General features: G+C 41.7%; 21 protein-coding genes. 10 read left to right on the top strand and 11 right to left on the bottom strand.

Going from position 1 to position 26,815, the window contains the following annotated elements; translation table 11 throughout:
• Positions 1–164: 164 nt before the first annotated feature.
• The 7 genes from AC1DPZ_RS05035 to AC1DPZ_RS05005 all read right to left on the bottom strand — a co-directional run bounded on the left by AC1DPZ_RS05035 (position 165) and on the right by AC1DPZ_RS05005 (position 9,167).
• Positions 165–1,502, bottom strand: a complete 1,338-nt coding sequence (locus AC1DPZ_RS05035) for a M16 family metallopeptidase (RefSeq protein WP_477401672.1) — start codon at positions 1,500–1,502, stop codon at positions 165–167.
• 17 nt (positions 1,503–1,519) lie between these two features.
• The gene (locus AC1DPZ_RS05030; protein WP_477401671.1) at positions 1,520–2,899 is read right to left on the bottom strand and encodes a M16 family metallopeptidase; all 1,380 of its coding nucleotides are present in this window, start codon (positions 2,897–2,899) and stop codon (positions 1,520–1,522) included.
• Positions 2,900–3,039: 140 nt separating this feature from the next.
• On the bottom strand, positions 3,040–3,735 hold the full coding sequence (locus tag AC1DPZ_RS05025; protein ID WP_477401670.1) for a hypothetical protein: 696 nt from the start codon (positions 3,733–3,735) through the stop codon (positions 3,040–3,042).
• A gap of 305 nt (positions 3,736–4,040) precedes the next feature.
• Complete coding sequence (locus AC1DPZ_RS05020) at positions 4,041–5,885, bottom strand: UbiD family decarboxylase (RefSeq protein ID WP_477401669.1); 1,845 nt, start codon at positions 5,883–5,885, stop codon at positions 4,041–4,043.
• A gap of 97 nt (positions 5,886–5,982) precedes the next feature.
• On the bottom strand, positions 5,983–6,360 hold the full coding sequence (locus AC1DPZ_RS05015; protein ID WP_477401667.1) for a four helix bundle protein: 378 nt from the start codon (positions 6,358–6,360) through the stop codon (positions 5,983–5,985).
• A gap of 114 nt (positions 6,361–6,474) precedes the next feature.
• On the bottom strand, positions 6,475–7,785 hold the full coding sequence (locus AC1DPZ_RS05010) for a M16 family metallopeptidase (protein ID WP_477401666.1): 1,311 nt from the start codon (positions 7,783–7,785) through the stop codon (positions 6,475–6,477).
• A complete protein-coding gene (locus AC1DPZ_RS05005) occupies positions 7,782–9,167 on the bottom strand; it encodes a M16 family metallopeptidase (protein WP_477401665.1) in 1,386 nt (461 codons plus the stop codon). The genes AC1DPZ_RS05010 and AC1DPZ_RS05005 overlap by 4 nt, the downstream gene beginning before the upstream one ends.
• A 145-nt stretch (positions 9,168–9,312) precedes the next feature.
• On the opposite strand from AC1DPZ_RS05005, the gene AC1DPZ_RS05000 reads away from it, so the two are divergent.
• From AC1DPZ_RS05000 to AC1DPZ_RS04990, 3 genes are all read left to right on the top strand, one after another.
• Entirely contained in the window at positions 9,313–10,149 is an 837-nt protein-coding gene (locus tag AC1DPZ_RS05000; RefSeq protein WP_477401664.1) for a sulfite exporter TauE/SafE family protein, read from the top strand.
• A 203-nt stretch (positions 10,150–10,352) separates the two neighbouring features.
• On the top strand, positions 10,353–10,733 hold the full coding sequence (locus tag AC1DPZ_RS04995; RefSeq protein WP_477401663.1) for a DUF1634 domain-containing protein: 381 nt from the start codon (positions 10,353–10,355) through the stop codon (positions 10,731–10,733).
• 61 nt (positions 10,734–10,794) lie between these two features.
• Entirely contained in the window at positions 10,795–11,010 is a 216-nt protein-coding gene (locus AC1DPZ_RS04990) for a KTSC domain-containing protein (protein ID WP_477401662.1), read from the top strand.
• A 9-nt stretch (positions 11,011–11,019) separates the two neighbouring features.
• On the opposite strand, the gene AC1DPZ_RS04985 is transcribed toward AC1DPZ_RS04990, so the two are convergent.
• Complete coding sequence (locus AC1DPZ_RS04985; protein ID WP_477401661.1) at positions 11,020–13,467, bottom strand: TonB-dependent receptor domain-containing protein; 2,448 nt, start codon at positions 13,465–13,467, stop codon at positions 11,020–11,022.
• Positions 13,468–13,740: 273 nt separating this feature from the next.
• On the opposite strand from AC1DPZ_RS04985, the gene AC1DPZ_RS04980 reads away from it, so the two are divergent.
• Positions 13,741–15,063: a serine aminopeptidase domain-containing protein gene (locus AC1DPZ_RS04980; RefSeq protein ID WP_477401660.1), complete on the top strand. Its 1,323-nt coding sequence runs from the start codon at positions 13,741–13,743 to the stop codon at positions 15,061–15,063.
• A 39-nt stretch (positions 15,064–15,102) separates the two neighbouring features.
• Here AC1DPZ_RS04980 and AC1DPZ_RS04975 read toward each other — a convergent pair whose 3' ends face one another.
• Positions 15,103–15,576, bottom strand: coding sequence for a DinB family protein (locus tag AC1DPZ_RS04975; RefSeq protein ID WP_477401659.1), 474 nt, complete (start codon positions 15,574–15,576; stop codon positions 15,103–15,105).
• 84 nt (positions 15,577–15,660) lie between these two features.
• On the opposite strand from AC1DPZ_RS04975, the gene AC1DPZ_RS04970 reads away from it, so the two are divergent.
• A complete protein-coding gene (locus AC1DPZ_RS04970) occupies positions 15,661–17,445 on the top strand; it encodes a DUF885 domain-containing protein (protein ID WP_477401658.1) in 1,785 nt (594 codons plus the stop codon).
• Positions 17,446–17,594: 149 nt separating this feature from the next.
• Here the strand turns inward: AC1DPZ_RS04970 and AC1DPZ_RS04965 are convergent, their stop codons facing one another.
• Positions 17,595–17,840: a hypothetical protein gene (locus AC1DPZ_RS04965; protein ID WP_477401656.1), complete on the bottom strand. Its 246-nt coding sequence runs from the start codon at positions 17,838–17,840 to the stop codon at positions 17,595–17,597.
• Positions 17,841–17,992: 152 nt separating this feature from the next.
• Here AC1DPZ_RS04965 and AC1DPZ_RS04960 point away from each other — a divergent pair, with 152 nt between their 5' ends.
• From AC1DPZ_RS04960 to AC1DPZ_RS04940, 5 genes are all read left to right on the top strand, one after another.
• Positions 17,993–18,919 carry a DUF6263 family protein gene (locus AC1DPZ_RS04960; RefSeq protein WP_477401655.1) on the top strand — a complete coding sequence of 309 codons (927 nt, stop codon included), beginning with the start codon at positions 17,993–17,995 and terminating at the stop codon, positions 18,917–18,919.
• Between the two features lie 67 nt (positions 18,920–18,986).
• Entirely contained in the window at positions 18,987–21,002 is a 2,016-nt protein-coding gene (ligA, locus tag AC1DPZ_RS04955; RefSeq protein WP_477401654.1) for an NAD-dependent DNA ligase LigA, read from the top strand.
• Between the two features lie 327 nt (positions 21,003–21,329).
• Entirely contained in the window at positions 21,330–23,783 is a 2,454-nt protein-coding gene (locus AC1DPZ_RS04950; RefSeq protein ID WP_477401653.1) for a DUF5686 and carboxypeptidase regulatory-like domain-containing protein, read from the top strand.
• 354 nt (positions 23,784–24,137) lie between these two features.
• Positions 24,138–25,016: a 4-hydroxy-tetrahydrodipicolinate synthase gene (dapA, locus tag AC1DPZ_RS04945; RefSeq protein ID WP_477401652.1), complete on the top strand. Its 879-nt coding sequence runs from the start codon at positions 24,138–24,140 to the stop codon at positions 25,014–25,016.
• Positions 25,017–25,239: 223 nt separating this feature from the next.
• A complete protein-coding gene (locus AC1DPZ_RS04940) occupies positions 25,240–26,037 on the top strand; it encodes a Fic family protein (protein ID WP_477401650.1) in 798 nt (265 codons plus the stop codon).
• A 232-nt stretch (positions 26,038–26,269) separates the two neighbouring features.
• Here the strand turns inward: AC1DPZ_RS04940 and AC1DPZ_RS04935 are convergent, their stop codons facing one another.
• The gene (locus tag AC1DPZ_RS04935; protein WP_090652322.1) at positions 26,270–26,449 is read right to left on the bottom strand and encodes a histone H1; all 180 of its coding nucleotides are present in this window, start codon (positions 26,447–26,449) and stop codon (positions 26,270–26,272) included.
• Positions 26,450–26,815 lie beyond the last annotated feature (366 nt).

The following is a 26,815-nucleotide window of genomic DNA, read 5'->3' as shown; positions in this document are numbered from 1 at the left end:
ATTCAAAATTCAAAATTCAAAATTCAAAATTCAAAATTCAAAATTCAAAATTCAAAATTCAAAAAAAGGGGGCGCGGAAAATTGGTTTGGTGAAACTCTCTATAAAAGTCAAAAGTCAAAACTGCATGGCAATTTTGACTTTTGACTTTTTAATTTTGACTTTTTTAATGATTAGCTCCGTTTTCGCCTTTATTTAAAGTTCCGTTGATATACAATACCTGGTTTACTTTTTTAGGATCGCCCTGGTATACCCACACAATGTTGTTGATATAAGTTTTAAAGGCGTCGTTTACCTGCTCGGTTGTTAGTTTTTTAACATCGTCAACCAGGGTTAATGAGCGTTTCCAGTTGTTGAACAGCACCTCGTTTGATGCTATTGACGATGCCTGGGCGCTGTTGGTTTCGTTTTTGTAATAAAAACCTGTAAGGTAGGTTATCTTCATGTTGGCAACCTCTTCGGGTTTAAAGCCCTCGGTTTTTACCTTATCAACCAGTTTATCAAATACCGCTATGTATTTATCCGGTTGTGTAGTTGATACCGAAAACCTGGCTGTTGATGTTTGCCCTACGCTAAACCAGGCCTGTGGCGCATAGGATAAACCATTGTTGGTACGTATATCCAAAAAATGACGGTTGGCAAATATCCTCATCGCTACGTTAAACGCATCAAAATCCTGGTTGCCGGGGATAGGGCCGCTGGTTACGCCTTCCACATAATTGGTAGCCAGGTCGCGCGACTCTACATTAATACTGTTTTTATAAACCCTGAACGATGATTTTTTAAATTCAAACGCCGGACCTTTTTTTACACCATCAAGCATAGCTTTTACTTTCGCCTCAATGGTAGCCTGGTCAAGATCAGCAACTACAACAATTATCAAACGCGATTTGGTGAAGATAGATGAGTAATAAGCTTTTGTTTCTTCGGGAGTTAATTTAGTAATAATATCAACTGTACCGGCAGGGTCCTTGGCATAATCCCGGTTAGCGAAAGCTGTTTTGTCGGCAAATTTATCAATAGCCACATCAGGTCTCGAATCCATGCTTTTTATTTGGTTAATAGCATCCTGCTTAATGCGGGTAAACTCTTTAACATCAAAGCGGGGCTGGGTCATGGCCTCTACGTATAAAGGCCATACCACATCCAGGTCGCTTTTAATACAGTTCATGCGCACTACCGAATAATTTTTATTACTGTAACCATAAACGGTAGCGCTTACTTTATCCAATAAATCCTTAAAGCTGTTTTTATCGTGTTTAACGGTTCCGCACTCGGTAAGCGCGTTCATGGCCATCGATTCGATCCCCATTTTGTCGGCCCTGTAATTTTGTACGCCGCCTTTTATAATGGTTTGTATCTCTACAATATCGTTTCCGCTTGGCTGCACAATTACCTTTACGCCATCAACGGTGGTTTCATAGGCGGCTTTTTGTGCCTGCGCTGTTTTTATATTTCCTATCGCCGCTGCAATCAGCAGGGTGAATACATATTTCTTCATCATGATAAGATGTTTTAAAATTACTTAGCTACAAAAAATGAAGCTACATTTAATTGTTTACTTAAATCAGGTGCTATGATTATACCTGCGGCGTATGGCTTACCTATAATATAAGTATCCACAAATTTTTTGATATCAGCGCGGGTTACTTTCTGGTAATTACTGTCCAGATCGGTACCGTAATTAAGCGAGGTACTGCACCATTGGTAGCTCAGCTGGCTGGCCAGCGATGATGGTTTTTCTTTACGATGGATGCTGTTTCTTAATAAAATAGCCTGGGCATCTTTTAGCTGTTCGTCGGTATAGTAATCAGCTTTGCTCCATTGGCTTACCTGGTTTATTACTTCATCATAGCATTCCTTTAGCTTAGTAGGGTTGGGCTCGATACCCATATCAATGGGGCCAACGTATTTGCTGGTGGTATAGCTTACATAAACGCTGCTTGCCAGGCCTTTATCAACCAGGGCCTGTTGTAGTTTTGATGAATTTAAACCCAAAATAGTACTAAATACATCCGCAGCCACAGTAGATGCCGAATCTGTTAAATATGACGGGCCCTGCCATGAAAGTTGTATAGATGGTGTTTGCGCTATGGTGCTTTCCTTTATAAAATACTCGCTTTTGGTTAATGGTTTAAAAGGAGGGATAGGGTATTTTTCATGCGGATTGAAACCACTGCTGGCCCAGTCGCCAAATATCTTCTCGGCCATGGCAAATGCTGTTTCATGTTTTACATCGCCGCAAATAGTAAGCAAACTGTTGTTGGGGAAGTAATATTTGTCTTTGATGATCATCATCTTCCCGGGCGTAGCGGTATTGATCACTTCATGGATCCCGATAGGGTTTTTACGGGTGATAAGGTCGCCCCAAAGTTTTTGCTGGATGCCATACCACAGTTGAAAACCCGGGTCGCTTTCGGCACGCTGAAACTCGCCGTCAACAACAGGGCGTTCCTTTTTCATATCCTCCTCACGATAAATAGGGAAACGGATGGCGGCGTTCATGAATTTTAAACCGGCATTAAGGCTGTCCCTGTCAAAAGTGAAAAAATAGTTTACACGCTCTACATCGGTAGTGCCATTCCAGATGGCGCCCAATTGCTGGGTGCGTTTTAAAAATGCTTCCTGGTTAGGGTAATCCTTATTGGCTTTAAAAAACATGTGCTCAAAAAGGTGAGAGAGGCCRCTAAATTCCGGGCCTTCGGTATAGGCGCCATTTTTTACAGCAATTTCTATGGTGGCCAGGGGCACCTTGCTGTTTTCAATAACAACTACTTCCAGTCCGTTTGGAAGCTTTTTCCAAAAGTATCCTTCCGGTAAGCGGGGTTGGGCAATCGCTATGCAAAAGCTGAACACCCCAATAACACTAAGTGCTAAAGTTTTAATAAGATTTCGGGTCATATATTTCATAATGTTTTAGACACTATAAATATATTGGTATAAATTATGAAAAGGAAAAATTTATCCCTTTTTAACTTAATTTTTAGTTAGAGCGATAGATATAAATAGATAAAAATAGATATAATTAATACAAATATATTTTACATGCCCGATTTGATACTATTATAAGGCACACCAAGGTCGTCAATAGAGTATTGGGTAAGTACACTATCTTTTATAGTAATATAGTCGCCCCGGTCGGTAACAAACCATTTTTCAACCCCATCCTTTTTAACTACAGTTGGGATAGTTGCCGAAACCACCTTGCCGGTTGTATCCAGCTCAAGGATATAATATTCCTTTTTGGGGTCGGTTAAATCCCTGAAGGGAATGATAACGGTATGGTTATTATCATCAATAAAGTGTCCATAAAAGTTTTGATCTTTTAGTTCCTTGGGATGAAAGCCGATAAGTTTTTTAGCTGTTTGTGCAGATACCCCTGTTGTTTTTAAGCGTACAATGTTGCCTTCGGTATCTTTCAGGGTATCCTGCATGGTAGTAACCTGTGCACCGGGATATTTGGCAACAGCATAAAAGTTATTTGAACCGGTATTTTTATCGCTATGGCCAGGTAGTATGTAGCAAAGCTGCAGGTTGGGCAATGCGGCGCTATCTGATCTTATTTTCCCGGCGATGCTAAGCAATTGGGACTGGGTTAAGCGTGCGTTGATATTAACAATAACTTTACTGGCAGTATCAGATTTTGTTACCCTGGATATGGTGTAGTATGGTACGTCTTTTTTTTTGCAGCCACAGGCAAGCAGAAATATGGAGATATATAGAAAGATGTTTTTCATAGCAGTCAAAGATAAACACGATTTTTCACTCATTGTTTATTTTTTAGGTGTTTAAGAGGCCGCGCCGTTTAAGGATTTTGCAGGATTTAGCCGATTTTGCTTGCAAAGCACCAGGAAAAATTGAATGTTATGTTGATTTTCTTTAAATTATAACTAATTGATAATCAAATATAAAGGTGTTCCGTCTTGTGTTTTGTAAAAGCTTAAAGTGTTGACTGTCAGTGCAAATAGTGTTCCACACCGTTCGGGGCGTTCCACACGTTCCAGTGGAACACTTGTGGCTCATTATCTTTCTGTCTTCAGTCCTAAATTATCCCGTAAAGCGCTCCGCCTTTTTCGCCCATTTTGTCAACTGATTTTTCAACTTCCGGGTCCCGTTCCAGTACAGGGGCATGGTGAGGCTTAATGCGGGCATCAATAATAAGCGGACCGGTACAGCCCCAGTGTTTATGCTCGGTATAGCTGCCTATGCCGTAAATATCGTGCGATGGGTTACTGCGGGTAAAGGTTACCCAAACAAAGTTGCTGATGTTTTGGGCAGCGAAAGCGGCATCGTCACATAGTACTATTAATGGCAAGCCATTCAGCTCTTCTTCCTCTTCTTTCAGCCGGTACTCTATAATGCTGATGATGTTGTCTATGTCCTTATGGTTCACGTGTTTAGGTACTTCAACCATCAGCACACCAGGCATAGCCATTTTGTAGTTGCTTACCGGTTTAGGCAGATCGAACCAGGATGGCAATGCTGTCCACAGTTCACGCTTGATGTCGCCGGCAACGGTGATGGCTACTTTACTGCCGGTGTTGAGTCCATCTCCGCTATAGTCAAGGGTGTCTATAGTGGTACGGGTATAAAAGTGGAGGTCGCGCGTAAGGTCGACGCGCTGTAGTATGTGCAGCAGGAATGCTTCGATATTGTTTACATCCAGTGACGGGTCATCTTCCTGCGCGGCAATCAGCAGGTATTTGGCCAGGCTCAGCTGGCTTTTGCCCAATATGTGATTGGCAATGGTCAGTATCTCCTGCGGTTTACGCTCTTTAATGTAGGGTGTATAACGCTCACTGCCGATAGCAAATAACAACGGGTGTACGCCTGCCGCGTCCACCGCGTTAACGGCATGCAGGCCCGGAATTTCCTTGGGGATGGCTGCACCGCTGATCTCATGGATGAGCGCCCCAAAACTGGTATCCTCCTGCGGCGGGCGGCCAACCACCGTGAACGACCAGATGGCATCCTTGCGGTGATATACGTTATTGACCTTTAGTAAAGGGAAAGGGTGCTTTAAGCTGTAATAACCCAAATGATCGCCAAAAGGGCCTTCGGGCTTGTTTTCAAGCGGCATTACTGTGCCGGTGATCACAAAGTCAGCATCCGAAGAAATACAGAACCCTTCCTCATCATAAAAATAACGGAAACGGCGGTTACCCAAGGCTCCGGCAAAGGTCATCTCTGATAAGCCTTCGGGCAGGGGCATTACCGCAGCAACAGGGTGCGAGGGCGGGCCGCCTACAAATATGCTCACTTTTAATGGCAAGCCCTTGGCGTTTGCTTTGGTCTGGTGTACGCCAATGCCGCGGTGCAGCTGGTAGTGCAGGCCTATCTCTTCGTTCAAAATATAATCGTTACCGGCCAGCTGGATGCGGTACATGCCCAGGTTGGCATTCATGATGCCCGGCTTATCGGCGTCTTCGGTGTACACTTGCGGCATTGTCACAAAGGGGCCGCCATCCATGGGCCAGTTCACAATCTGCGGGATATCACTGATCTTACATTTACCGAACGTTACCGGGGCGTTGCTGCTGCCTTTCATAGGCAGGGCCGATAGGGCAGTAAGCGCTACGTTGGCGTATTTAAAAGGCTGTTTTATGGCCTTAAGCGGATCGTTTTTTATTTCGACAAGAGTTTTGATCTTGTCCAGCGTATCCCGGAAAATAAATTTCGAACGCTCCAGGGTACCAAACAGATTGGATACCGCGGGGAACCTGCTGCCTTTAACCTGCTCGAAAAGTATGGCTGGCCCCTGGTTTTCAAATACCCGGAGGTGAATGGCTGCCATTTGAAGGTAAGGGTCAACCTCCTCCTTAATCCGTACCAAATGACCATGCTTTTCCAGATCGGCAATACAAGCCTGTAAACTTTTATAACCCATTCGCGAAATTAGTCATTAGTCATTGGTCATTGGTCATTGACTGTTATTTTTTTGTCGATGAATTTAATGGTGGTAATTGGTCATTAAGCTGCGCTTGTTATTGGTCATTGGTGGGTATATTTTTGCCGATAAATTTTATGTAAGCATTAAGCTTTAAGTGGATTAGCTCTAATTTTTTAATCAGTAGGTGATAAGCATCTTCCTCAATTAACTTCCTGCTTTTGGCTTTATGCAGCCATGTTTTTGTTTCCAAAATCGATCCCCGGCTGAAATAACAGAAATTCTTGTTCTCCTTATAATGAAATCTCCCAAAGCCCTCGGCAATATTAGCGGCAATGGAGTCTGCGGATCTTACCAGTTGTTTGCCAATAGTATCCTTAGCGAAGTAATCCCACTTAATAACCACGTCCCATATGCTTTCACCAAATGATTCGGATAACGAATAAATTTCCAAATCTTCTAAACGATTACCCATAATTTCAAGTTAACTTAATGACCAATGACCAATGACCAATGACCAATGACCAATGACCAATGACCAATGACCAATGACCAATGACCAATGACCAATGACCAATGAACCAATGAACTAATCATTCCTGATCACCTTCTTAAACGCCTCAGCCGCTTCGGTGGCTTTTTCCGGGTCGCCGAGGTAACTCCATCTCAGGCCTACAATATACTTGTACATGGCCTGGTTAATTTGGTCTACGGTTACTTTTTCTATCAGTTTTGGCAGGTCATCGGCAATTTGCCATCCGCCTAAAATTTCGGCAATGCCCAGGCTGCCGGTAATTGATGCGGTGCTTTGCTGCTTGATATAGTTTGTGGTAATAAAGCTGCTTTTTATACGCTGTAAACCTTCGGGAGTTAAACCATGGCTTAATACTTTTTTTACCTGCCTGTTTATGGCCAGTACTGCCTCTTTTGGATTAGTTGTACTTACATACATAATACCATATGGCATTTGCTGCATTACCGAATATGTACCCGGATCATAAGAAAGGTTAAGCCTTGTGCGCAATTCGCTAAAAAGCGAGCCGCCCAGGGCCGAGACCCCAACGCGGTAGGGCACATAATCGGGGCTGTTAAATTTTGGCGAATTCATAATGCCATTAATGTAATTAGTTTGCAGGTTTCTGTTTTCCTTTAGTAAATGATAATCATTCCAGATGGGCTCTTCCAGGGTTACCGGATTATAAGGTTTTGACGGTAAACCTGAAAATGATGCTTTAATTTTTGCAATAAGCTCCGCTTTATCAACCTTACCAGCAACCACAATAAACAGTTGGTTTTTATTTAATATAGAGTTGTAGTAGCTTTTAAGATCAGCGGCTGTAAGTTTGCTCAAAATTTCTTCGGTGCCATCAGGATCTGTAGCATATGGGGTACCCTCAAAGGCATTTTGCAATACCAGGTGTTCTGCTTGTTTGTCCGGGTTTGATTGATTGCCTTTTACCTTTGCAATCATTTTGTTCCTTAAAAGCTCAGCCTCACCGGCATCAAAAATAGGGTTCACAATAGCTTCGGTAAACAGGTCCCAGCCCTCGTTAAAATATTTGGCAACGCATTCCATCTGGATATTGCCGTAATCATATTCTGAGTTCGAGCCTATGTTGATGCCATATTTATCGGCCCTGTCTTTGTAAACATTGCCTGTGTATTTTTTTGTGCCACATTCATTGGTTGCTTCCAGCGCAAAGCTTTCAATACCAGCCTGGCTCGCAGGGTAATTGGTTACACCGCCCCGATAGTACATGCGTACATTAATGATCTCTTTTAAGGTTGGTTTAAATATCACCTTTATGCCATCCACATCAAACGAGGTAGTTTCTGTTTGAGCCAAAACCATAGATATGCCGCTGCATACAAACAGGATGGTTGTTAATAGTTTCTTCATTGATTTAATGAGTTTGATGCTGTAAAAAAGGTTTTGGGATCAACTTGTGCGGCAAGGGTGGGGTTGATAAGCATCCCGGCGCAATAGGGTTTGTTTTTAATATACTTGCGTACATAGTTTTGCAGATCGGCACGGGTTACCTTGTTTAACCTCGCATTATAGGTAGTGAAGTAATTAAGAGAGGCCGACGACCACCAGAACGATAATACCTGCACAAAATCGGATGCTACCTCTTCTTCCTGAACCTTAAGGATGCCCAGTTTTTGTTTGGAAGTGGCAATTTGTTCATCAGTTACATAGTCATCCTTGTCCATCAGCGCAAGTTGCCTTTTTACTTCGGCCATGCATTCCTTAATTTTATTGGGATTGGGTACCACAAAAAGGGTGATAGGGCCAACATGACTTAAGGTTAAATAACTGATGTTTATATCAAGCGCCAGACCCGATTGTACTAACGCTTTTTTTAGCGTGGATGAGTTTTGATTTAATATATAGCTAAACACATCTGCCGCGTAGGTTGATGGAATATCGGTACGGGTATCGGGCCCCTGCCAGTCTATCATAATAAAAGGCACGTTGCTCAGGTCTGATTCAATAATAAAATAATCCGGCTTTATCAGCGGTTTAAACTCAGGGATGGGCCATTTTTTAAATGGATCAAAGCCCGATGGTTTCCAGCTGCCATAAATAGCTTCTACCTTTTTAAAAACATCCTCATGCGCAACGTCACCGGCAACGGTTAGCAAGGCGTTATTAGGGTAATAGTATTTGTTTTTAATGGAATCCATCAGGTCGGGTGTGGCCGAGCGGATAACATCATGGTCACCTATGGCGTTTTTACGACTGTACAGGCTGCCCCACATGTGGTGGTCCATAGCATTGCTCAAAGCAAAGACCGGACTCGATTCCTGCCGTTGGAATTCGCCGTCAACAACCACATTTTCCTTAGCCATTTCCTTGCTGTCAAACAATGGGTAGCGGATAGCCGAGTTCATAAAATCAAGTCCCTGGTTTAAGTTGAATTTTGGCAGCGTAAAATAATAGTTTACGTTTTCATAGGTGGTCGATCCGTTAAACTGCATCCCCAGCTCACTTACCTTATCTAAAAAATCGTCCTGGTTTTTATAATCCTTATTGGCTTTAAAAAACATATGCTCGTACAAATGGCTCAGGCCGTTAAACTTTGGCGTTTCGGTGTATGATCCATTTTTGCAGGTGATCATGATAGTTGCAAGTGGTACACTATTATCTTCAACCACCAGTACATCCAGGCCGTTGGGTAGCTTGCGTAAAAACATATTGGCAGGCAGTTTAGTTTGCCCCAAAAGCAAAACGGGCATCAAGGCCGAAAGGAATAAAAGCAGGCAGGCTTTCTTGTTCATGGATTTAAGTTTTAAGGGCTTAAAATAGTAAAACAAATTAACGCAAAGGGCATAATCTGCGTTATATATTAAAATACTTGTGAAAGGGTTAGTGGCTATCTAAAAAAGTTATTGTTACTTTCGCAATTCAACATTGCTGCAAATTATGTCGGTAATTGTACTAACGCTTATTATACTTATCGGCTCGTATTTTGCGGGATTACTGGGTTCGCTAACCGGCTTGGGTGGTGGTGTGGTTATTATTCCCTTGCTCACACTGTTATTAAAGGTTGATATTCATTATGCCATCGGCGCTTCGCTGGTATCGGTAATTGCTACTTCATCGGGATCGGCCGCGGCTTATGTTAAAGAGGGTATCACCAATATCAGGCTGGGTATGTTTTTGGAGATTGCCACAACAGCCGGGGCCATGGTGGGCGCGTTGATTGCTGTTTATATCCCAACTCATTACATCGCTATATTATTTGGGGTGATATTGATCCTGTCGGCCATTATGTCTTTAAAGAAAAAGGTTGAAATTATTAATCAGCAACCAAGTAAACTTGCCGAAAAACTCAAACTGAACAGTACATATCCATCGCGCCAGGGCACGGTGGCTTACAACGTTAAAAATGTAGGTGGCGGCTTTTTTATGATGATGTTTGCCGGCACCATATCCGGATTGTTAGGAATAGGATCAGGCGCGTTAAAGGTGCTGGCTATGGATACCATTATGCGTATCCCTTTTAAAGTATCAACCACAACAAGTAACTTTATGATAGGTGTAACAGCCGCGGCAAGCGCCGTAGTTTACCTTCAACGGGGATATATTGACCCGGGACTATCCATGCCGGTTGCTATAGGAGTTTTATTGGGGGCGCTTAGCGGATCAAAAATACTGGTACACACCAGTTCATCCGGCTGGTTGCGCTGGGTTTTTGCTGTAGTTGTAACCTTTTTGGCTTCGCAAATGATATATAATGGGTTCACACATAAGATTTAGTCATTGGTCATTACGCTGCGCTTGTCATTGGTCATTGGTGCCTTTCTGGTTAGAAAAATAGTTATAGATATTCAAAACAAAGCATCCGATTGTCAATTCCCACTAATGACTAATGACTAATGACTAATGACTAATGACTAATGACTAATGACTAATGACTAATGACTAATGACTAATGACTAATGACTAATGACTAATGACTAATGACTAAATTCAAAGATACCGACATGCAATCCGTTATAGGTTGGATATTGCGGGCAGGGGTTTTGATATCCATGAGCGTGGTGTTTATTGGCGGTGTGCTGTACCTGTACAGGCACGGGCAAAGTCATGTAGATTACAGTACCTTTAAGGGTGTGCCCGATTTTGTACAGAGCGCAAGTGGGATCATTAACGGCATTTTTACATTACGTGGCAGGGCTATTATACAAGCCGGTATTATTTTGCTGATAGCTACACCAATAATAAGGGTTGTATTCTCGGCTATTGGTTTTGTATTGGAAAAGGACTACCTGTACCTGTGCATTACATTATTAGTTTTGCTTATTATTTTGGCAAGCATGCTTAGCGGCCACGCGGGGTAATTGTTTTTTAAAACATTTTTTCTTTTTACATATTATATATAATAATATGTAATACCAGGAAATGCAAAGGCAGGCTGTGCAATCATCGGCATTAAGTAGTGCGGGCTATAATCCTTCCACGAAGGTTTTGGAATTGGAGTTTAGAGATAGTGGAGGGGTATGGCAATATTTTGGCTTTTCAAAAGCATCCTTTAAAAAATTTATGCATGCCGAGTCATTAGGCAACTTTTTTGTAACCCGGATAAAGGGTAAGTATCCCGAACTAAGGATAAGGTAACCAAAAGGTTTAGTTTCCCGTACGGCGTTGCTCATCGGCGTTGCCTGTATCATGCTTTAAGGCCGACTTAACTGTGCTTTTACCAAAGCGGTAAGAAAAACTTATTCTGAATATGCGGGTTTCTTTTTTGTCTGTTCCTGATAGGTCGACGTTCTGGTAAACAGCGTGATTGCGGTCGCGGTCGGTGTTAAAAATATCAGTCACATTTACTTTGATACTGCCACGTTTGTTAAAAAGCTGTTTGCTGATACCAGCGTTAACAGAATAGGTTTCTTTTAGCCGGTTGATCCCATATAAAGTAGGCGATTCATACCGGCCCGAGATTTCGGCGGATATGGTACCGCTGATAGCAAAGTTTTGTGTGCTGTTGCCCGTAATATACTGCGAAGCCTTATCAAAGTTGCCGTTAGCAGGATAAGCTTTGTAGCGCAGGTATGATGCATCCACATTGAAATTACCCGACCACCAACTGGTAAACTGCACAGGCGCATAAAACGCAATTCCGTATGAAAATACATGGCCAAAATTTTTGCGCTCTGTTACATTAACCTTGGTGGCATCGTTTTGATTGTATAAAGGAAAGTCATACGCATCATTAGTTTGAGAATAATATACCGATGTAATAAATTCTTCTTTATAAGTATGCGATAGCTGGATAGTATTGGTATACTCGGGCTTTAGGTTTTTATTGCCAGATCGATAATCATATGGATCTGTATAGTATAAAAATGGATTTATATCCTGGTAATCGGGCCGGTGTATACCACTGTTGTAACTTAAACTGTATGCGTTTTTATTATTGTAAGTGTATGATAACTGTGCCAGGGGGAAAAGGTTAAAGTAATTGTTAATGCTGGCATCTGTATAGCTTTTGTTTAATCCTATCGAAACGCCCTTTGAGTGGGTGTTTTCGGCTCGTATACCGGCGGTAAGGTTCCATTTTCCAATTTTGTTTACATAGTTTATATAACCCGCGCTTACTTGTTCGGTATATAAAAACCGATTACTAAAATTAGTGTCGGCCTTGTAGGCGCTGTTTACTTTTGGTCCGAATATGAGGTTATTATCACTTTTGGTACTACTGTATTTAACACCGGCCTCTAATCTTGACGTTTTAGAGAACGGGTTAATATAATCGATCTTTGATGTCCAGGTGTGGATGTCAGATGGCGAAAGGTTTTCCAGCTCCATCGTATTGCGGTAGGTACTGCCGTTGGGCCTGTAAAAGTTATTGGTAATATACTCGTTTGAATGGCGCTTATAAGTGGAGTAATTTACATCTGCAGATATAGTTTTGCCGCTTTTATCCAATTCGCCATTATAATTAATATTATAGTTAAAAAGGTTGCTGCCCCTGTTAAGATCAGATTGAGCGGTGATTATCGAATCAAGTTTGTTTTGATTGGAGATCTGTAAATTATTACTTTTTACAAAAGCGTCAGTCCTTACAATGCCACTCACCAAAACACCTATAGTTTGCTTTTCTGACAGGGAATAATCAACGCCCAATTTGAAATTATGATTTTGTGTTCTTTGAATATTATTATACGCTACATTATAATTACTTAAAGTATCATGATAATTAATATTCCTGTTGTTGCTAAAGAAGCGGGTGGTTTTATTGTCATCGAAAGTGTAATTACCAAACACGTTAAGTTTTGTCGAACGGTTATTGAACACTATCCCGGTACGGCCCTTGGCATATTTGCCTATACCCGCTCCGGCGGTAAAGGTTCCGTTGGTGCCCAGGTTTTTACCTTTTTTTAATACGATATTGATGATACCACCACCCGAGGCATCATATTTTGCCGAGCTGCTGCTGATGATCTCGATTTGATCAATAGTGCTGCTTTGCATGCTGCGCAACAGGTTATTAAGATCATCGCCGGTTAGGTTTGTTGTTTTGCCGTCAATAGTGATGAGGGCTGGTTGCCGCCCAATAATGCTTAATGTTTCTTTATCGCCCCCGGCATGTACTCCCGGCGACTGGCGCAATATTTCATAGGCCGAGTTGCCATCGGCTAAAATACTGTTTTGAATGTTTAATATAATCTTGCCGGGCTTTACTTCAATGTAAGGTTTACGTGCTATAATTGTAACATCTTTTAGCTGGGTGCTTACCTGTTTCAGAATAACGTCAGGAGCCACAAAAGTTTGGCCGGCAGTTAATTGATAAGGCCCTGCATATACTTTGCCACTGCCTATCTGGGTTACTAAAAGTAAATAATTGCCGGGTTTCAGGTTGTTTAACTTGTAATTTCCTGATCTATCAGCCAATCCCGATCTAATGATGGTCGAATCAGCATATTTCATCAGTACAACGGTAGCCCCTTCGGCAGGGCCGTTAACATCTATCACAACTTTACCTTGAATAGCCGAAGGTTGGGTTTGAGCAAAAGAAATACAACACACTCCGGTTAGGAATGCAAAAAAAATGCTTCCGAATAAAACCTTCATTAATAGTTAGATGTAGAAATTTCCGATACTTTTCAGTTTATGAAATGTAACGCAATATAAGACAAAATATTAAATTGATAATATATTGGTAATTTGTTTTTTACAACGCATTAATAAATAATATAGATTCCATGTCGATGTTTACACATAGAACCCTCCGAAAATCTAACGTTACGCTCAGCGTGAAATATGTAAATCAAATAAAATGAAACCCATACGTTTTTTATTAATTTCGCATCAAACAGGCGTTATGTCGTTTGGAAGATTATAACCATGAAGAAAGTTAGTTTTTTAGTACTGATCATATGTTTTGCAACTAAGCTGTTTGCACAAACAGAGCCGGCTAATTATAAGACTGCGCTAAGCAGGTTTATACAATTTTACAACAGCAACAAACCTGATAGTATTTTTAATTTTTTTAGTCCCGAAATGAAAGCCAGCCTGCCGTTGGAAAGTTTCAAAACTACTACCCTTCAATTAAAGACACAAATGGGGAGCCTGGACCGTACGGATTTTGTAAAATTTGCCAGCCCCATAGCCGCATATAAAGCAACATTTAGTAAGGGGACGTTTTTATTGAATATAGCTTTGAATGATAAAAATCAATACACTGGTTTGTTTTTAAAACCATATGAGGGTGCAGCGGCCGAGGCAAATGCAAACGGACCTACTGCCCCTGTCGCAGCTGCATTTGTTATGGATCCGTCTATTCAAGAAACACCGGTATCGGTAAAAAACCTTGCCGGTTCTATATCGGGTACTCTGGCTATGCCTAAAAACGTCACCGGCAAAGTACCTGTAGTACTGATTATTGCCGGATCGGGCCCAACTGACAGAGATGGTAACAGCCCTAAGTTAGGCGTATCGGCCAATGTTTATAAAATGATTGCCAACGAATTGGGCAAAAGCGGTATCGCATCTTTACGCTATGACAAACGTCTTGTTGGCCAAAGTGTAAGCTCTACCACAGAAAATCAGATAAGGTTTGAGGATTATGTGGAAGATGCCGTTAATCTGATAAATTTCCTGAATGATGACGAGCGGTTTTCGCGCATCATTGTATTAGGCCATAGCGAAGGGTCATTAGTAGGCATACTTTCATCTGTTGATGAGCCGGTAAAAGCATTCATTTCTGTAGCCGGTGCAGGCGATTCGGCTGATATCATCCTTACCGAGCAAATGAAATCGCAGCCAACACTTATTTCTGAAGGATTCAAACGAATGCTTGATAGTTTGAAAAGGGGGAAGACAACCGATAATATTGATCCTTCACTATATTTTATAGCAAGGCCCGGGATTCAAAAATACCTGATGTCTTGGTTCAGGTATAACCCTGCCAGGGAAATCAGGAAATTAAAAATGCCTATACTTATTGTTCAGGGCACTACCGATCTGCAGGTAAAAGTTACCGATGCCGAAAAATTAAAGAAAGCCAAATCAGATGCCGTGCTTGATATTATACCCGATATGAATCACGTTTTAAAAGAAGCACCTATAGATAAGGATAAAAACTTAGCCACCTACAACGAACCAGATCGGCCCCTCAAACCTGAATTTGTGAAAGCGGTTATTAGTTTTGTGAAGAAGGTGAGGTAGTTTATTTTACCGAAAGGACGCGTTTTAATTTAAAGGGGCCTACCCCCAGGCCCCTAATAACCTCCGTATTACGATGATCTCGGCAACATGATAAGCCATATGATCTGCCGCCTGCAAAGCTTCCCGCAAAATATGCTGTCCATCGCCATGTGGGATCCTTGTAAACAGGTCCCTGGTTTTTACAAGTTCTATAAGTTCGTCCAGGTCTTTATTTATTTGGTTAACTGATTGGTCCCAGGCTTCATCGCTCCCGGGTTCGGTTTCTTTTGGCCAGTATCCATCGGGCCATTCGGGCGATTGATGGCTGCCATCCTTACAAAACTCCAGCATATCCCATTGTGCAATGCGTATATGATCAACCAGTTGCCAGATGCTGTAAGGTAACTTACCGGGTTTTGCACCACGCTGGTTTTTAGGTAAGCCATCCAGCGCTTTTTTTATATTGGCGTGGGCATTACCACCCTGCAGTAAATGCACTATTTCTTCAATCAAAATTTTGTGTTCGTTATTCATAATGCAAAGTAACAAATTAAGCCCCCGTTTGATTTATTCACCTTAAATGTTTTAAGTTTATGCGGTATTTAATTTTATTATCCCGTGATTAAAAACATACTGTTTAAAATAGCACTGGCTGTTGTGCTTTTCATGGTAGCCTTAACCGGCTGCAAAAAAGAAAGCGCAAGCAGCTATCCAACGTTTGGTAAAGATGATGAAGCTTTCACCATTTATGAAAACTCCTTCCTGGATGGTTTATGGAAGCTAAATCCCGACTGGGCTACGTCTGTAGGTTACCATAAATACGATAGTTTGCTATTTATTCCAAATCAACAAAGTCGCGATAAGATACTTGATTTTGCCAAAGTGCAAAAAGATTCCCTAAGCAGATTTGATGTAAACACGCTTAATGAAAGTAACAGAGTTGACTTTAAAATGTTGGAGAATCAACTGGATTATGCGCAATGGCAGATAAAACAGTTGAAGAGCTATGAATGGGACCCATCATCATACAACGTAATTGGCACTTTTGCCTATATTTTGAATGAGCATTATGCCCCGCTTAGCAAACGGCTGCGTAATTTTTACCAGCGAATGGTTAATGTGCCGCTTTTTTATAAAGATGCTCAGAAACAGATAAAAAACCCTGTTGCCGAGCTTACCAGCCTCGCCATTGAGCAAAACCTGGGTGGCGTGGATGTAATAGAAAAAGACTTTGCCGATTCGCTTAAGAAAACCAATATTCCCAAGGCCGAACAAAAATTGATGACAGACAGGGCTGCCATCACCGTTAAGGCTATAAAGGATTATGCCGAATGGTTAAAGAATTTAAAGAACGACCACCCACGCAGCTTCAGGCTGGGTAAGGATTTGTATGAAGATAAATTTAAGTACGAAATAGTAGCTGCAAACACCGCCCAACAGGTTTACAATGCCGCGGTACAGCGTAAAAAATATGTTCACCAGCAGATGGCTAAAATAAGCAGGCAGTTGTGGCCAAAATATTTTGGTAATAAGGCGATACCTGTTGATTCACTGGCGATGATTAGCCAGTTGATTGATACGCTGTCATCAAACCACGCAAAACCGGATGAGTTTCAGTCGGCCATTGTGCAGCTGATTCCTAAGCTAAATAAGTTTGTGACTGCCAAAGACCTGGTAACGCTTGATCCAACCAAACCGCTCATTATTCGTAAAGAGCCGGGTTATATGGCAGGTGTTGCCGGTGCATCTATGAGTGGGCCGGGGCCTTATGATAAAAATGGCAATTCCTATTACAATGTAGGCAGCCTTGCCAACTGGTCAAAAGAAAAGGCAGACAGCTACCTGCGCGAATACAACCAGTACATCATCCAGATATTGAGTATCCATGAGGCGGTGCCTGGCCACTATGTACAGGGCGTTTATGCCAATAAAGCGCCAAGTATTGTCAAAGCTGTATTTGGCAATGGCGCCATGGCCGAAGGCTGGGCTGTGTATAGCGAGCAGATGATGCTGGATGCCGGCTATGGTAATAATGAAGCCGAGATGTTGCTGATGTGGTATAAATGGAACCTGCGTTCGGTATGTAATGCCATATTGGATTATAGCGTGCATAGCGGTGGCATGACCAAAGAGCAGGCCATTAAAATGCTTACCACCGAAGCCTTTCAGCAACAGGCCGAAGCCGATGGCAAATGGAAAAGGGTAAGTGTTAGCAGCGTACAGCTTACCAGCTATTACACCGGCTATAAAGAGATCATGGACCTGCGCGATGCCTGGAAAGATAAAATGGGCGATAAATATAAACTCAAGGATTTTAACGAGAAATTTTTAAGCTATGGCAGTGCCCCGGTTAAATTTATTAAGGAGGCTATGCTGGCAAAGGAACCGGTGAAGAAGGGATAGAAGCGTCCCGCGTTTGTTTTTAAGTCCTCYCTTCGGGGAGGGTTTGGGTGGGCTAATAAAAAAAGATAGCCCACGAATAATAAATTCCCATGGACTATGAACCATGAGCCATTACCCATGAACTATCAAATTCTTTTTTACCTGTTTTATTAATACCCGTAATGATTTTTTATGTGTTGCGCCAGCTGAGTCATAATTTTATCTTCCAGCTTACCCTGGCAGCAAACAACGTTTCGGTTTTCATCAAAATTAACTTCAGCGATAATCTTACCCTGATCAACCACGCGGAACTTTCCTGCCTCGTTGGGTAATACAGCTACAACGCGTTCATCGTTTTTAAAATTGATCAGCACGTGAAATTGACGCTGTGGTATAAATGCTATTTGCTGTAACATAAAACCCTCCTTTCGGTTATTAAAATGACTGAATGATAAAGAGTAATTGGTTACTATAAAGTTAACGAATTTAGTTTTAATTAATTGTTAAAATTTATTACATTTTTTTGATAAAATAATATAATATCTTAGTCCGGTAAGCTCTTAACGCCATGAAATATCTGTTCAACCTGTTTTTACTGTTAATTGCAACAGTTACCTGCCAGGGGCAAAGGTTAAAACTCGCTCTGCATTTAACAAAAGGTAATACTTATAATATGATTACCACCACCACATCGGCTATAAAGCAAACCATAAACGGGCAGGTAAATAATATTGATGTTTCAATATCCGGAACCACATCCTTTAAAGTKCTTAATGCAGACGATTCCCTGTACTATATGGAGGTTACGTACAAAAACCTGAATATGAAAATGCAGTTGCCAAACGGGCCGGTGAGCTTTGATTCCCAAAAAAAAGACCCTGCGGATATTATGTCGTCTATTTTAGGAGGCCTGATTGATAAGCCATTTACTGCTACTTTTACCAAAAGCGGCAAGATTCAATCGGTTGAAAATGTAGAAAGCATGATCTCGTCGGTTCTTGATGGTTTTTCGCAGATCCAGGGAGTACAAAAAGAACAGTTAAAAGCAAAGTTCATACAATCATTTGGTGGCGGGGCCATTAAGGGAAGCATCGAAATGTCGACAGCGGTTTTTCCGGAAATAGCTGTAGCGAAAAATGATAAATGGACCATCCGCACCACGCTTCAAAGCACCATGAAGGCCAATGTTACCACGGTTTACCAGTTAACTGATGTTACGCCATCAAGTTACGTGATCCATGGCGATGGCACCATAGTAACTATTACCGGCCCGGTAGCGGATATGCCGATGAAATATGATATGAACGGCACCATGATATCTGATATTAAGGCAGATAAGGTAACCGGCTGGATCAGCGAATCAAAAATTAAGCAGAATATCAGCGGAACGGTATCAATAAAAGATAATGCTGATGTTCCCGGCGGCATTACCTTTCCAATGAGCATGATTAGTGAAACGGTTATTACGGATAAACCGTTAGTCACTGGTCATTAGGCCAGCATTTGAAAAAACTAATGACCAGTGACTAACGACCAATCACTAAATTATTACCTTCGCATATATGTCACCCGCCGAAGCAAAAAAACAGATCCAGGCATTAACCGCCGAGTTAAAGCAGCACAATTACAACTACTATGTGCTGGCTATGCCTACAATTACCGATTTTGATTTTGACAAGAAACTGGAGCAACTGAACAAGCTTGAGAAGGAATTCCCGGAGTTTGCCGACCCGGATTCGCCCACGCAACGGGTGGGTGGAGATATCACCAAAGAGTTTGTAACAGTAAAGCACYGCTGGCCCATGCTGTCGTTAGGAAACACCTACAATGCGCAGGAACTGGTAGAGTTTGATCAGCGCATCCGCAAGGCTATTGGCGATAATTTTGAATACGTTTGCGAGCTTAAGTTTGATGGCCTCAGCATGAGTTTAACTTATGAAGATGGCAAGCTGGTACGTGCCGTAACCCGGGGCGATGGTACACAGGGCGATGAGGTAACTACCAATGTGCGCACTATTCACAGCATCCCTAAAAAGTTAGATAAAGGCGGCTACCCCAATCTGTTTGAAATAAGGGGCGAGGTGTTTATGCACCTGAAAGCCTTTGAGCGGTTGAACAAAGAACGTGCAGATAATGGTGAGGTGACTTACGCCAACCCGCGTAACTTTGCATCGGGCACCATGAAGCTCCAGGATTCGGCAGAGGTAGCCAGGCGTCCGCTTGACTGTTTCCTGTATGGTTTATACACCGAAAAAACTTTGTTTAAAACCCATTGGGAAAGCCTGGAAGCTGTAAAAAGCTGGGGTTTTCATGTAGATAACCATAGCCGCTTATGCGGCGACATTAACGATGTACTGGAATTTATAAACAAATGGGATAAAGACCGTTTCGGTCTGAGCTATGATATAGATGGTATTGTTATTAAGGTAAATAATTACTCGCAGCAGCAGGAGCTGGGCTTTACTTCCAAATCGCCCCGCTGGGCCATATCATACAAGTTTAAAGCAGAGCGTGTGGAGACCGAACTGCTGCAGGTAAGCTACCAGGTTGGCCGTACAGGCGCGGTTACGCCGGTAGCCAACTTAAAGCCGGTGCTGCTGGCAGGCACAACTGTAAAACGCGCCACCCTGCACAATGCCGATGAAATTACCGAGCGCCTGAAACTGCACGAACATGATACCGTTTTTGTTGAAAAAGGAGGGGAGATCATCCCGAAGATCATCAGTGTGAATTTAGATAAGCGCAAACCCGATGCAAAACCTATAGCCTACTTAACCCATTGCCCGGCATGTAATACCCCATTATTACGTACCGAAGGTGAAGCTGCCTGGTACTGCCCCAATGATGAAGGCTGCCCGCCGCAGATAGTTGGCAAAATGCAGCATTTTATTGGCCGTAAAGCCATGGATATTGATGGTTTGGGCGATGAAACAATTGAAACATTATACTCGCGTGGGTTTATAAAACACATTAGTGATATTTACGATTTGTATACGCATGCCGATGAGTTAAAACAGATAGACCGTTTTGGAGAAAAATCCATCAATAATATGCTCGACGGGATTGAAAAATCAAAACAGATGCCGTTTGAAAAGGTATTGTTTGGCCTGGGCATTCGTTATATTGGTGAAACGGTAGCCAAAAAACTGGCTTTTCATTTTAAATCGATAGATAAGCTGATGGCTGCCAGTCTTGAAGACCTCGTAGCTGCGGATGAAATAGGTGAGCGTATTGCCCAAAGCATTACTGAATATTTTGGCGATCAAAAACATCAGCAGGAAATAGAAAAGTTAAAAGCCAGGGGCTTGCAGTTTGTTGTAGTGGAAAATGAGGTTAAGCTGGCAAGCGAGAAATTAACGGGGCAAAGCTTTATTATATCGGGCGTGTTCGAAAAATTCTCGCGCGATGAGCTGAAAGACCTAATTGAGCAAAATGGCGGTAAAATATTGAGCAGTATTTCGGCTAAGCTGAGCTACCTGGTGGCCGGTGATAATATGGGGCCTGCCAAGCTGGAAAAAGCTCAAAAATTAAATATCCCCATCATCAGCGACCAGGAATTGCTTGATCTGATAGGCTAAATTTGCAATGCCTTTTTCTAAGCGTCAATTTAGGAGGCTGATGCTTCGTGCCTAACCATGACTGTTTGCAAAAAAAGCCTTTTGTCATGCTGAACGCTTGAAGCATCTTTTCTTCGCCATGCTTCTTCGCCCTGTACAGTATGTGAATGGATCTTTCAAGCGTTCAAGGATGACAAACCTTTTAAAATGTCATTTCCCCCTTCAAAGTCCCCGGATTTTAGCTCTAACGGCACATTTAGTTATTTTCAAAGCGATTTCACACAATTTAACATTTAACCACTGTAACATTTAGTAAATAAGCTTCATCTTAGCTTAAATACCTGCTAAATGAAATTAACCCCGCTATTATTCCTGTTTTTAGGTTTAAGTATCCATGCGTTTTCACAACAGCAGCTCAACATCAGCGGTAAAATAACCGACGAAAATAATAAACCCATCTCTTTTGCGTCGGTGTATATAAAAAACACCACCAAAGGCGTATCGGCCAATAGTGATGGGGCTTACCAGATACAACTAAAGCCGGGAACTTATGAATTGCAGTTTAAAGCGGTGGGATTTGGGCAGCAAAGTAAAAAGGTAACGCTAACCGAAAGCCTGGTGATAAACATCAGCCTGAAAACAGAAATTTACCAGCTTAAGGATATTGCCATACATGCCGGCGGCGAAGATCCGGCCTACGCCATCATCCGCAAGGCTATTAAAAAGCGCAAAACTTATTTAAACGAGGTAAATGCCTATACCTGCGATATTTATATAAAAGGATTACAAAAACTATTGGCCGCCCCAAAATCATTCATGGGCTTTGACGTGCAGAAAGCTACCAGCGAGGCGGGGCTCGACTCCAACCGTACCGGCATTGTGTACCTTTCGGAGTCTGAATCAAAATACAGCTTTATGCGACCCGACCTGGTGCATGAGGTGCAGGTATCATCAAAAGTATCGGGTTTTAACAGGGCTTTCAGCTTTAACCGGTCATCAGATATGCTGGTGAACTTTTACCAGAATTTTGAGAGCTGGAAAGGCCTCAGCAATCGCCCACTGGTATCGCCCATAGCCGATAATGCCTTATTTTACTATAAGTATAAGCTAATAGGAGTGACCGTTGAAAACGGCGAAACCATTAACAAAATCCAGGTAACGCCCAGGCGCGGTTACGATCCATGTTTTGAGGGCTATATTTACATACTGGATGATAGCTGGCGGCTTTCGGCATTGCAGCTTTTTATCAGCAAAAAATCAAACATCAATTTTGTTGATACGCTGAAGATAAACCAACAGTTTTACCCGGTAAATGATAAGGTATGGATGCCGGCTTCAATTAAATTTGAATTTACCGGCGGTGTTTTTGGTTTTAAGCTGGGCGGGTATTTTATAAGCGTTTATAAAAATTATGACCTTAACCCCGTACTTAACAAAAAGGATTTTGTGGAGCGGATCAATATCAGCAAAGGGCATGATAAGGATTCGGTATACTGGGCACAGGAGCGTCCTATTCCGCTTACCGATGAGGAAAAGAAAGACTATGAGGTTAAGGGTAAACTGGCCATTAAACGCGAATCAAAACCCTATCTCGATTCGTTGGATAAAGCCAATAACACTTTTAAACTAAGCAATTTGCTGGTTACAGGTATTGATAGCCGTAACCGGTACAATAAAGAAAGTTTTCACTATAACAGTGTATTAAACTCGGTACTGTACAACACCGTCGAGGGTTTTGCTGTTAACTATGGTGTAAGCTACAGCAAGCTTATAGATACCGTTAACAATAGCTCTATAACTGTGAATGCCAGGGCACGCTATGGTTTCAGCAATCACCTGTTTAATGGCGTTGCCGGGGTTGTTATGCCCGTGAAGCGAATGACATTGAGCTTCAACGCCGGATCGGACATTACTGACCTCAACAATAATCAACCCGAATCTCCATTTTTAAATTCGGTTTACACGCTATTTTACAGGCGGAACTACCAAAAGCTGTATCAAAAGCAATTTGCTTCGGCATCGCTTTCCGAGCGGATCAGCGGCGGATGGCAGGCCAGCGCCTATGTGGAGTGGGCTAACCGTAAATGGCTGCCTAATAGTACCAATTACAGCTTTTTTCATAATAACGATCGCCAGTTTACTTCAAACAATCCTTTAGTGCCCACACAGGATGTCCCGCTGTTTCCAGAGAATCAATCATTCAAAATAAGTACACGCGTTAGTTATGATTTTAGCAACCGGTATGAAACCTATCCGTTTGGTCGCCGGTATCTGCCATCCAAATCTCCAACCATCGGTATCAATTATACCAAAGGGATAAACGGGGTATTTGGAAGCGATGTGGATTACGACCTGCTGAGCGCCGACATTGCCAAATCTGATATCGACCTCGGCTTTTATGGGCAAACATCCTTTTTTATCGGCGCAGGAAAATTCCTCAACACAAACAAAATATATTACCCCGATTATAAGCACTTTGATGGTAACCAGCTGGTAGTTTATAAACCGGCTTTTAACCGCTTCCTGCTTTTGGATTATTATAATTTCAGTACACCGGATAAATACATCGAAGGTCACCTGGAACATAATTTCTCGGGTTTTATAACCAATAAGATCCCCTTTATCCGCAATTTAAAATTACAGGAGATCATTGATGTAAATTTCCTGTACACCCCAACACTTAAAAATTACACCGAACTTGGTTTCGGTTTGCAATACCGCGCTGTGAGGGTATTGTACGGCGTGAGTTATAACAGCGGAAGTAATATGAAGAATAATTTGGTGATAGGAATCAGCCTTTAGTATGGTGAAAGAGTATCAAGTAGTTAGTATCAAGTAGCAAGTACTCTTCAGGCGACGATAATAGAATCTGTTCCGGTAATACAAGTAAAGTCTGAAATATTTGCGACATGATACCTTATCCGATAAAATCTTGATACCTGATATTAACTACTTGATACTTCTTCTTTATTATCAAGTAGTTATTGTCAAGTGGCGTGTGCCCTTCAGTCGGTGATAATAGAAACCTGTTCCCGTAATATCAGCAAAGTCTTGATACTTGATACTAGCGACTTGATACTTAATCCATAAAATCTTGATACTTGATACTAACTACTTGATACTTTCCTCCTATATTAGCGTCCTTTAAATTTAATCATGAATATATTTTACGGAACGGGGGTAGCCATGGTGACCCCTTTTCATGCGGATGGAAAGATCGACTACGATGGGTTGAAAAACCTTATTGAACATTTGATTGATGGCGGGGTAGAATACCTGGTATCATTAGGTACAACCGGCGAAAGCGCCACATTAAGCGAGGCCGAACGAAAGCAGGTTTGGGCCTTTACTGCCGGAGTGGTGAATAAGCGTGTTGGCCTGGTTGCCGGTATAGGTGGTAATAATACTCATGAAGTTGTTGAGCAGGTAAAATCATTTAATACCGATGGTTACGATGCTATACTATCATCAAGCCCGCATTATAACAAGCCTACACAGGAGGGTATTTACCAGCATTATAAAGCAATAGCCGAAAATGCGAAGCTGCCCATTATTTTATATAATGTACCCAGCCGTACGGGCAGTACTATAAGTGCCGAAACCACAGTGCGCCTGGCAAATGATTTTAAAAATATCATCGGCATAAAAGAGGCCTCGGGTAGTTTCGACCTGTTTAACCACCTGGTGCGTGATATGCCCGAAGATTTTTTATTCATATCGGGCGACGATCCGGTTACTTTGCCTATGATGGCATTGGGCGCGGTAGGAGTGATATCGGTTATAGGCAACGCTTTGCCAAGACAGCTATCGGATATGGTGCGTTTATTATTGAATAATGATTACAAAGGCGCCCATGCAGCACATTATAGTTTAATTGAATTTACCCGACTGATGTTTGCCGATGGCAGCCCGGCCGGTGTTAAAGCCGCCTTAAAGCAATTAGGCATTTGCGGTGATACCGTGCGGTTACCCCTGGTGCAGGTTGGCAAGGCTACTGCTGATGCCATTATTAAGGAAACACAAAGTTTAGCTTAAGTAACGATATTTTAGAATAAGGAAAGCCATGTCAATTTGATATGGCTTTTTTTGTTGCGGCAATAAATAGAAAGTGAGGGAACGTGGTTCCTTACTGTGTATGTTTAAATATCATTTCAATCCGGAAGATGGGAGAAGGTGTAAATTAACCTTTTAGTCGCTACCCAGATCAGGAAACAGATCGGATTTGAATTGTTTTATTCCTATTTTCGTATCATCAAATATGGACCTAGTAAAACTCATAACAAAATATAATGACCTGGGCATACCGGGGGTGCTTGATCATGACAGGTTTAACCTGATCGCTATTGATCATCATTCAACGCGAATTGAGGGCTCCACGCTCACCGAAATTGAAACACAGGTACTTATTAATGAGGGGCGCACACCGAATGGTAAGCCGCTTGAAGAAAGCCTGATGGTAACGGATCATCATGCAGCCCTTTTGTTTACAATGGAAAATGCAAAAGCTAAGCGAAGTTTATCTGTAACTCTTTTACAGCAGATAAATGCCCTGGTGATGAAAAATACCGGTAAAGTTTATAACACTATGCTGGGTACCGTAGATTCAGCAACAGGCGCATTCCGTAAGGGTAATGTAACGGCTGGAGTTTCCTATTTCCCGAACTTTGATAAGGTAGAGCGATTAACAAAGGACCTTGTAAAAAAGTTGAATGAGGCAATGGAAAATTCCCTGTCTGTAGCGGAACAATTAAGCCTTTCGTTTGATGCTCATTTCAACCTCGTAAGCATCCACCCGTATTATGATGGTAATGGCCGTACCTCCCGCTTGCTGATGAATTATATTCAGGCTTATTATAACCTGCCTTTAGCCATTGTACAAAGCGAAAACAAGGTCGCATACATCCAGGCCCTTGTTGATACACGTGAACAGCAGGATATTCAGATATTCCGGAATTTTATGGGCGGCGAGTACGCTTTTCTGTTAGGGAAGGAAATAGAAAAATTTGAAGAAATGAAAAAGCCTTCAAAAGGTGGAGGATTTTCCTTCTTATTTTGATCCCCGGCTTCTTGTTTATAATTGCAGGAGGCAAAAGTATTGATTTTTCGCGATAGGGATAGTAACGGGTACCGGCCCCCGGGGTTAAGGCCTGTGTAGTATGAGTGAATAGCCCGGACCGCAGGGATCGCCCTCAATTTATCGATCAATAGGAACAAAATGGCAACAAAAAAACCCGGTTATTGATTGTAACCGGGTTTTTATAGGAATAAGATTGATCAAAAAATCTTCCTTAGCTTTCTTTGTTTTTAGCTTCCTGAACCTCAAGGCGGATAGCCTGCGCCAGGTTTTTAAGATCTTGCATACCTTTACGAACACGGGTTCCGGCAGCGCTGTTTCCTTTGTTGTAGAATTTGTCGGCGTCAGCCTCTAAAGAAGCTACAAGCTCTTTTACTTCAGTAAATTTTTTCATTTAATTACTCCTTTTAAATTATGAGGTCTATTGTTTTTAATTAAAGCTAATCTATAAGGTTTTTTTTTAATTTAAAATTTTAAAAGCCGAAAAATACTGCCTTTAAAGCGGTTTTTTTCCACATTTTGAGTTATTCATAAGTATTTATGTTTTGATTGTATGATATGAAAACGATACTATACTATGGTATATTTTAGTTATATGTAAATGATAAATTTAATAATTAAAATATGTTGGTATTAAATAGTATTTAATTACTTTTTAATTTAGATAGGCCTTATTTGATATACTTATTTAATTCATGATAATATTCCCGTATCGGCTGGCGAGATATATATTTATGTTTGCCTGGATGTAGCGCTTAGG

The sequence above is a fragment of the Mucilaginibacter sp. P4_G9 genome, assembly GCF_056400985.1.
The sequence above is the reverse complement of the archived record's forward strand: the minus strand, read 5'-3'. Positions and strand labels throughout refer to the sequence as shown.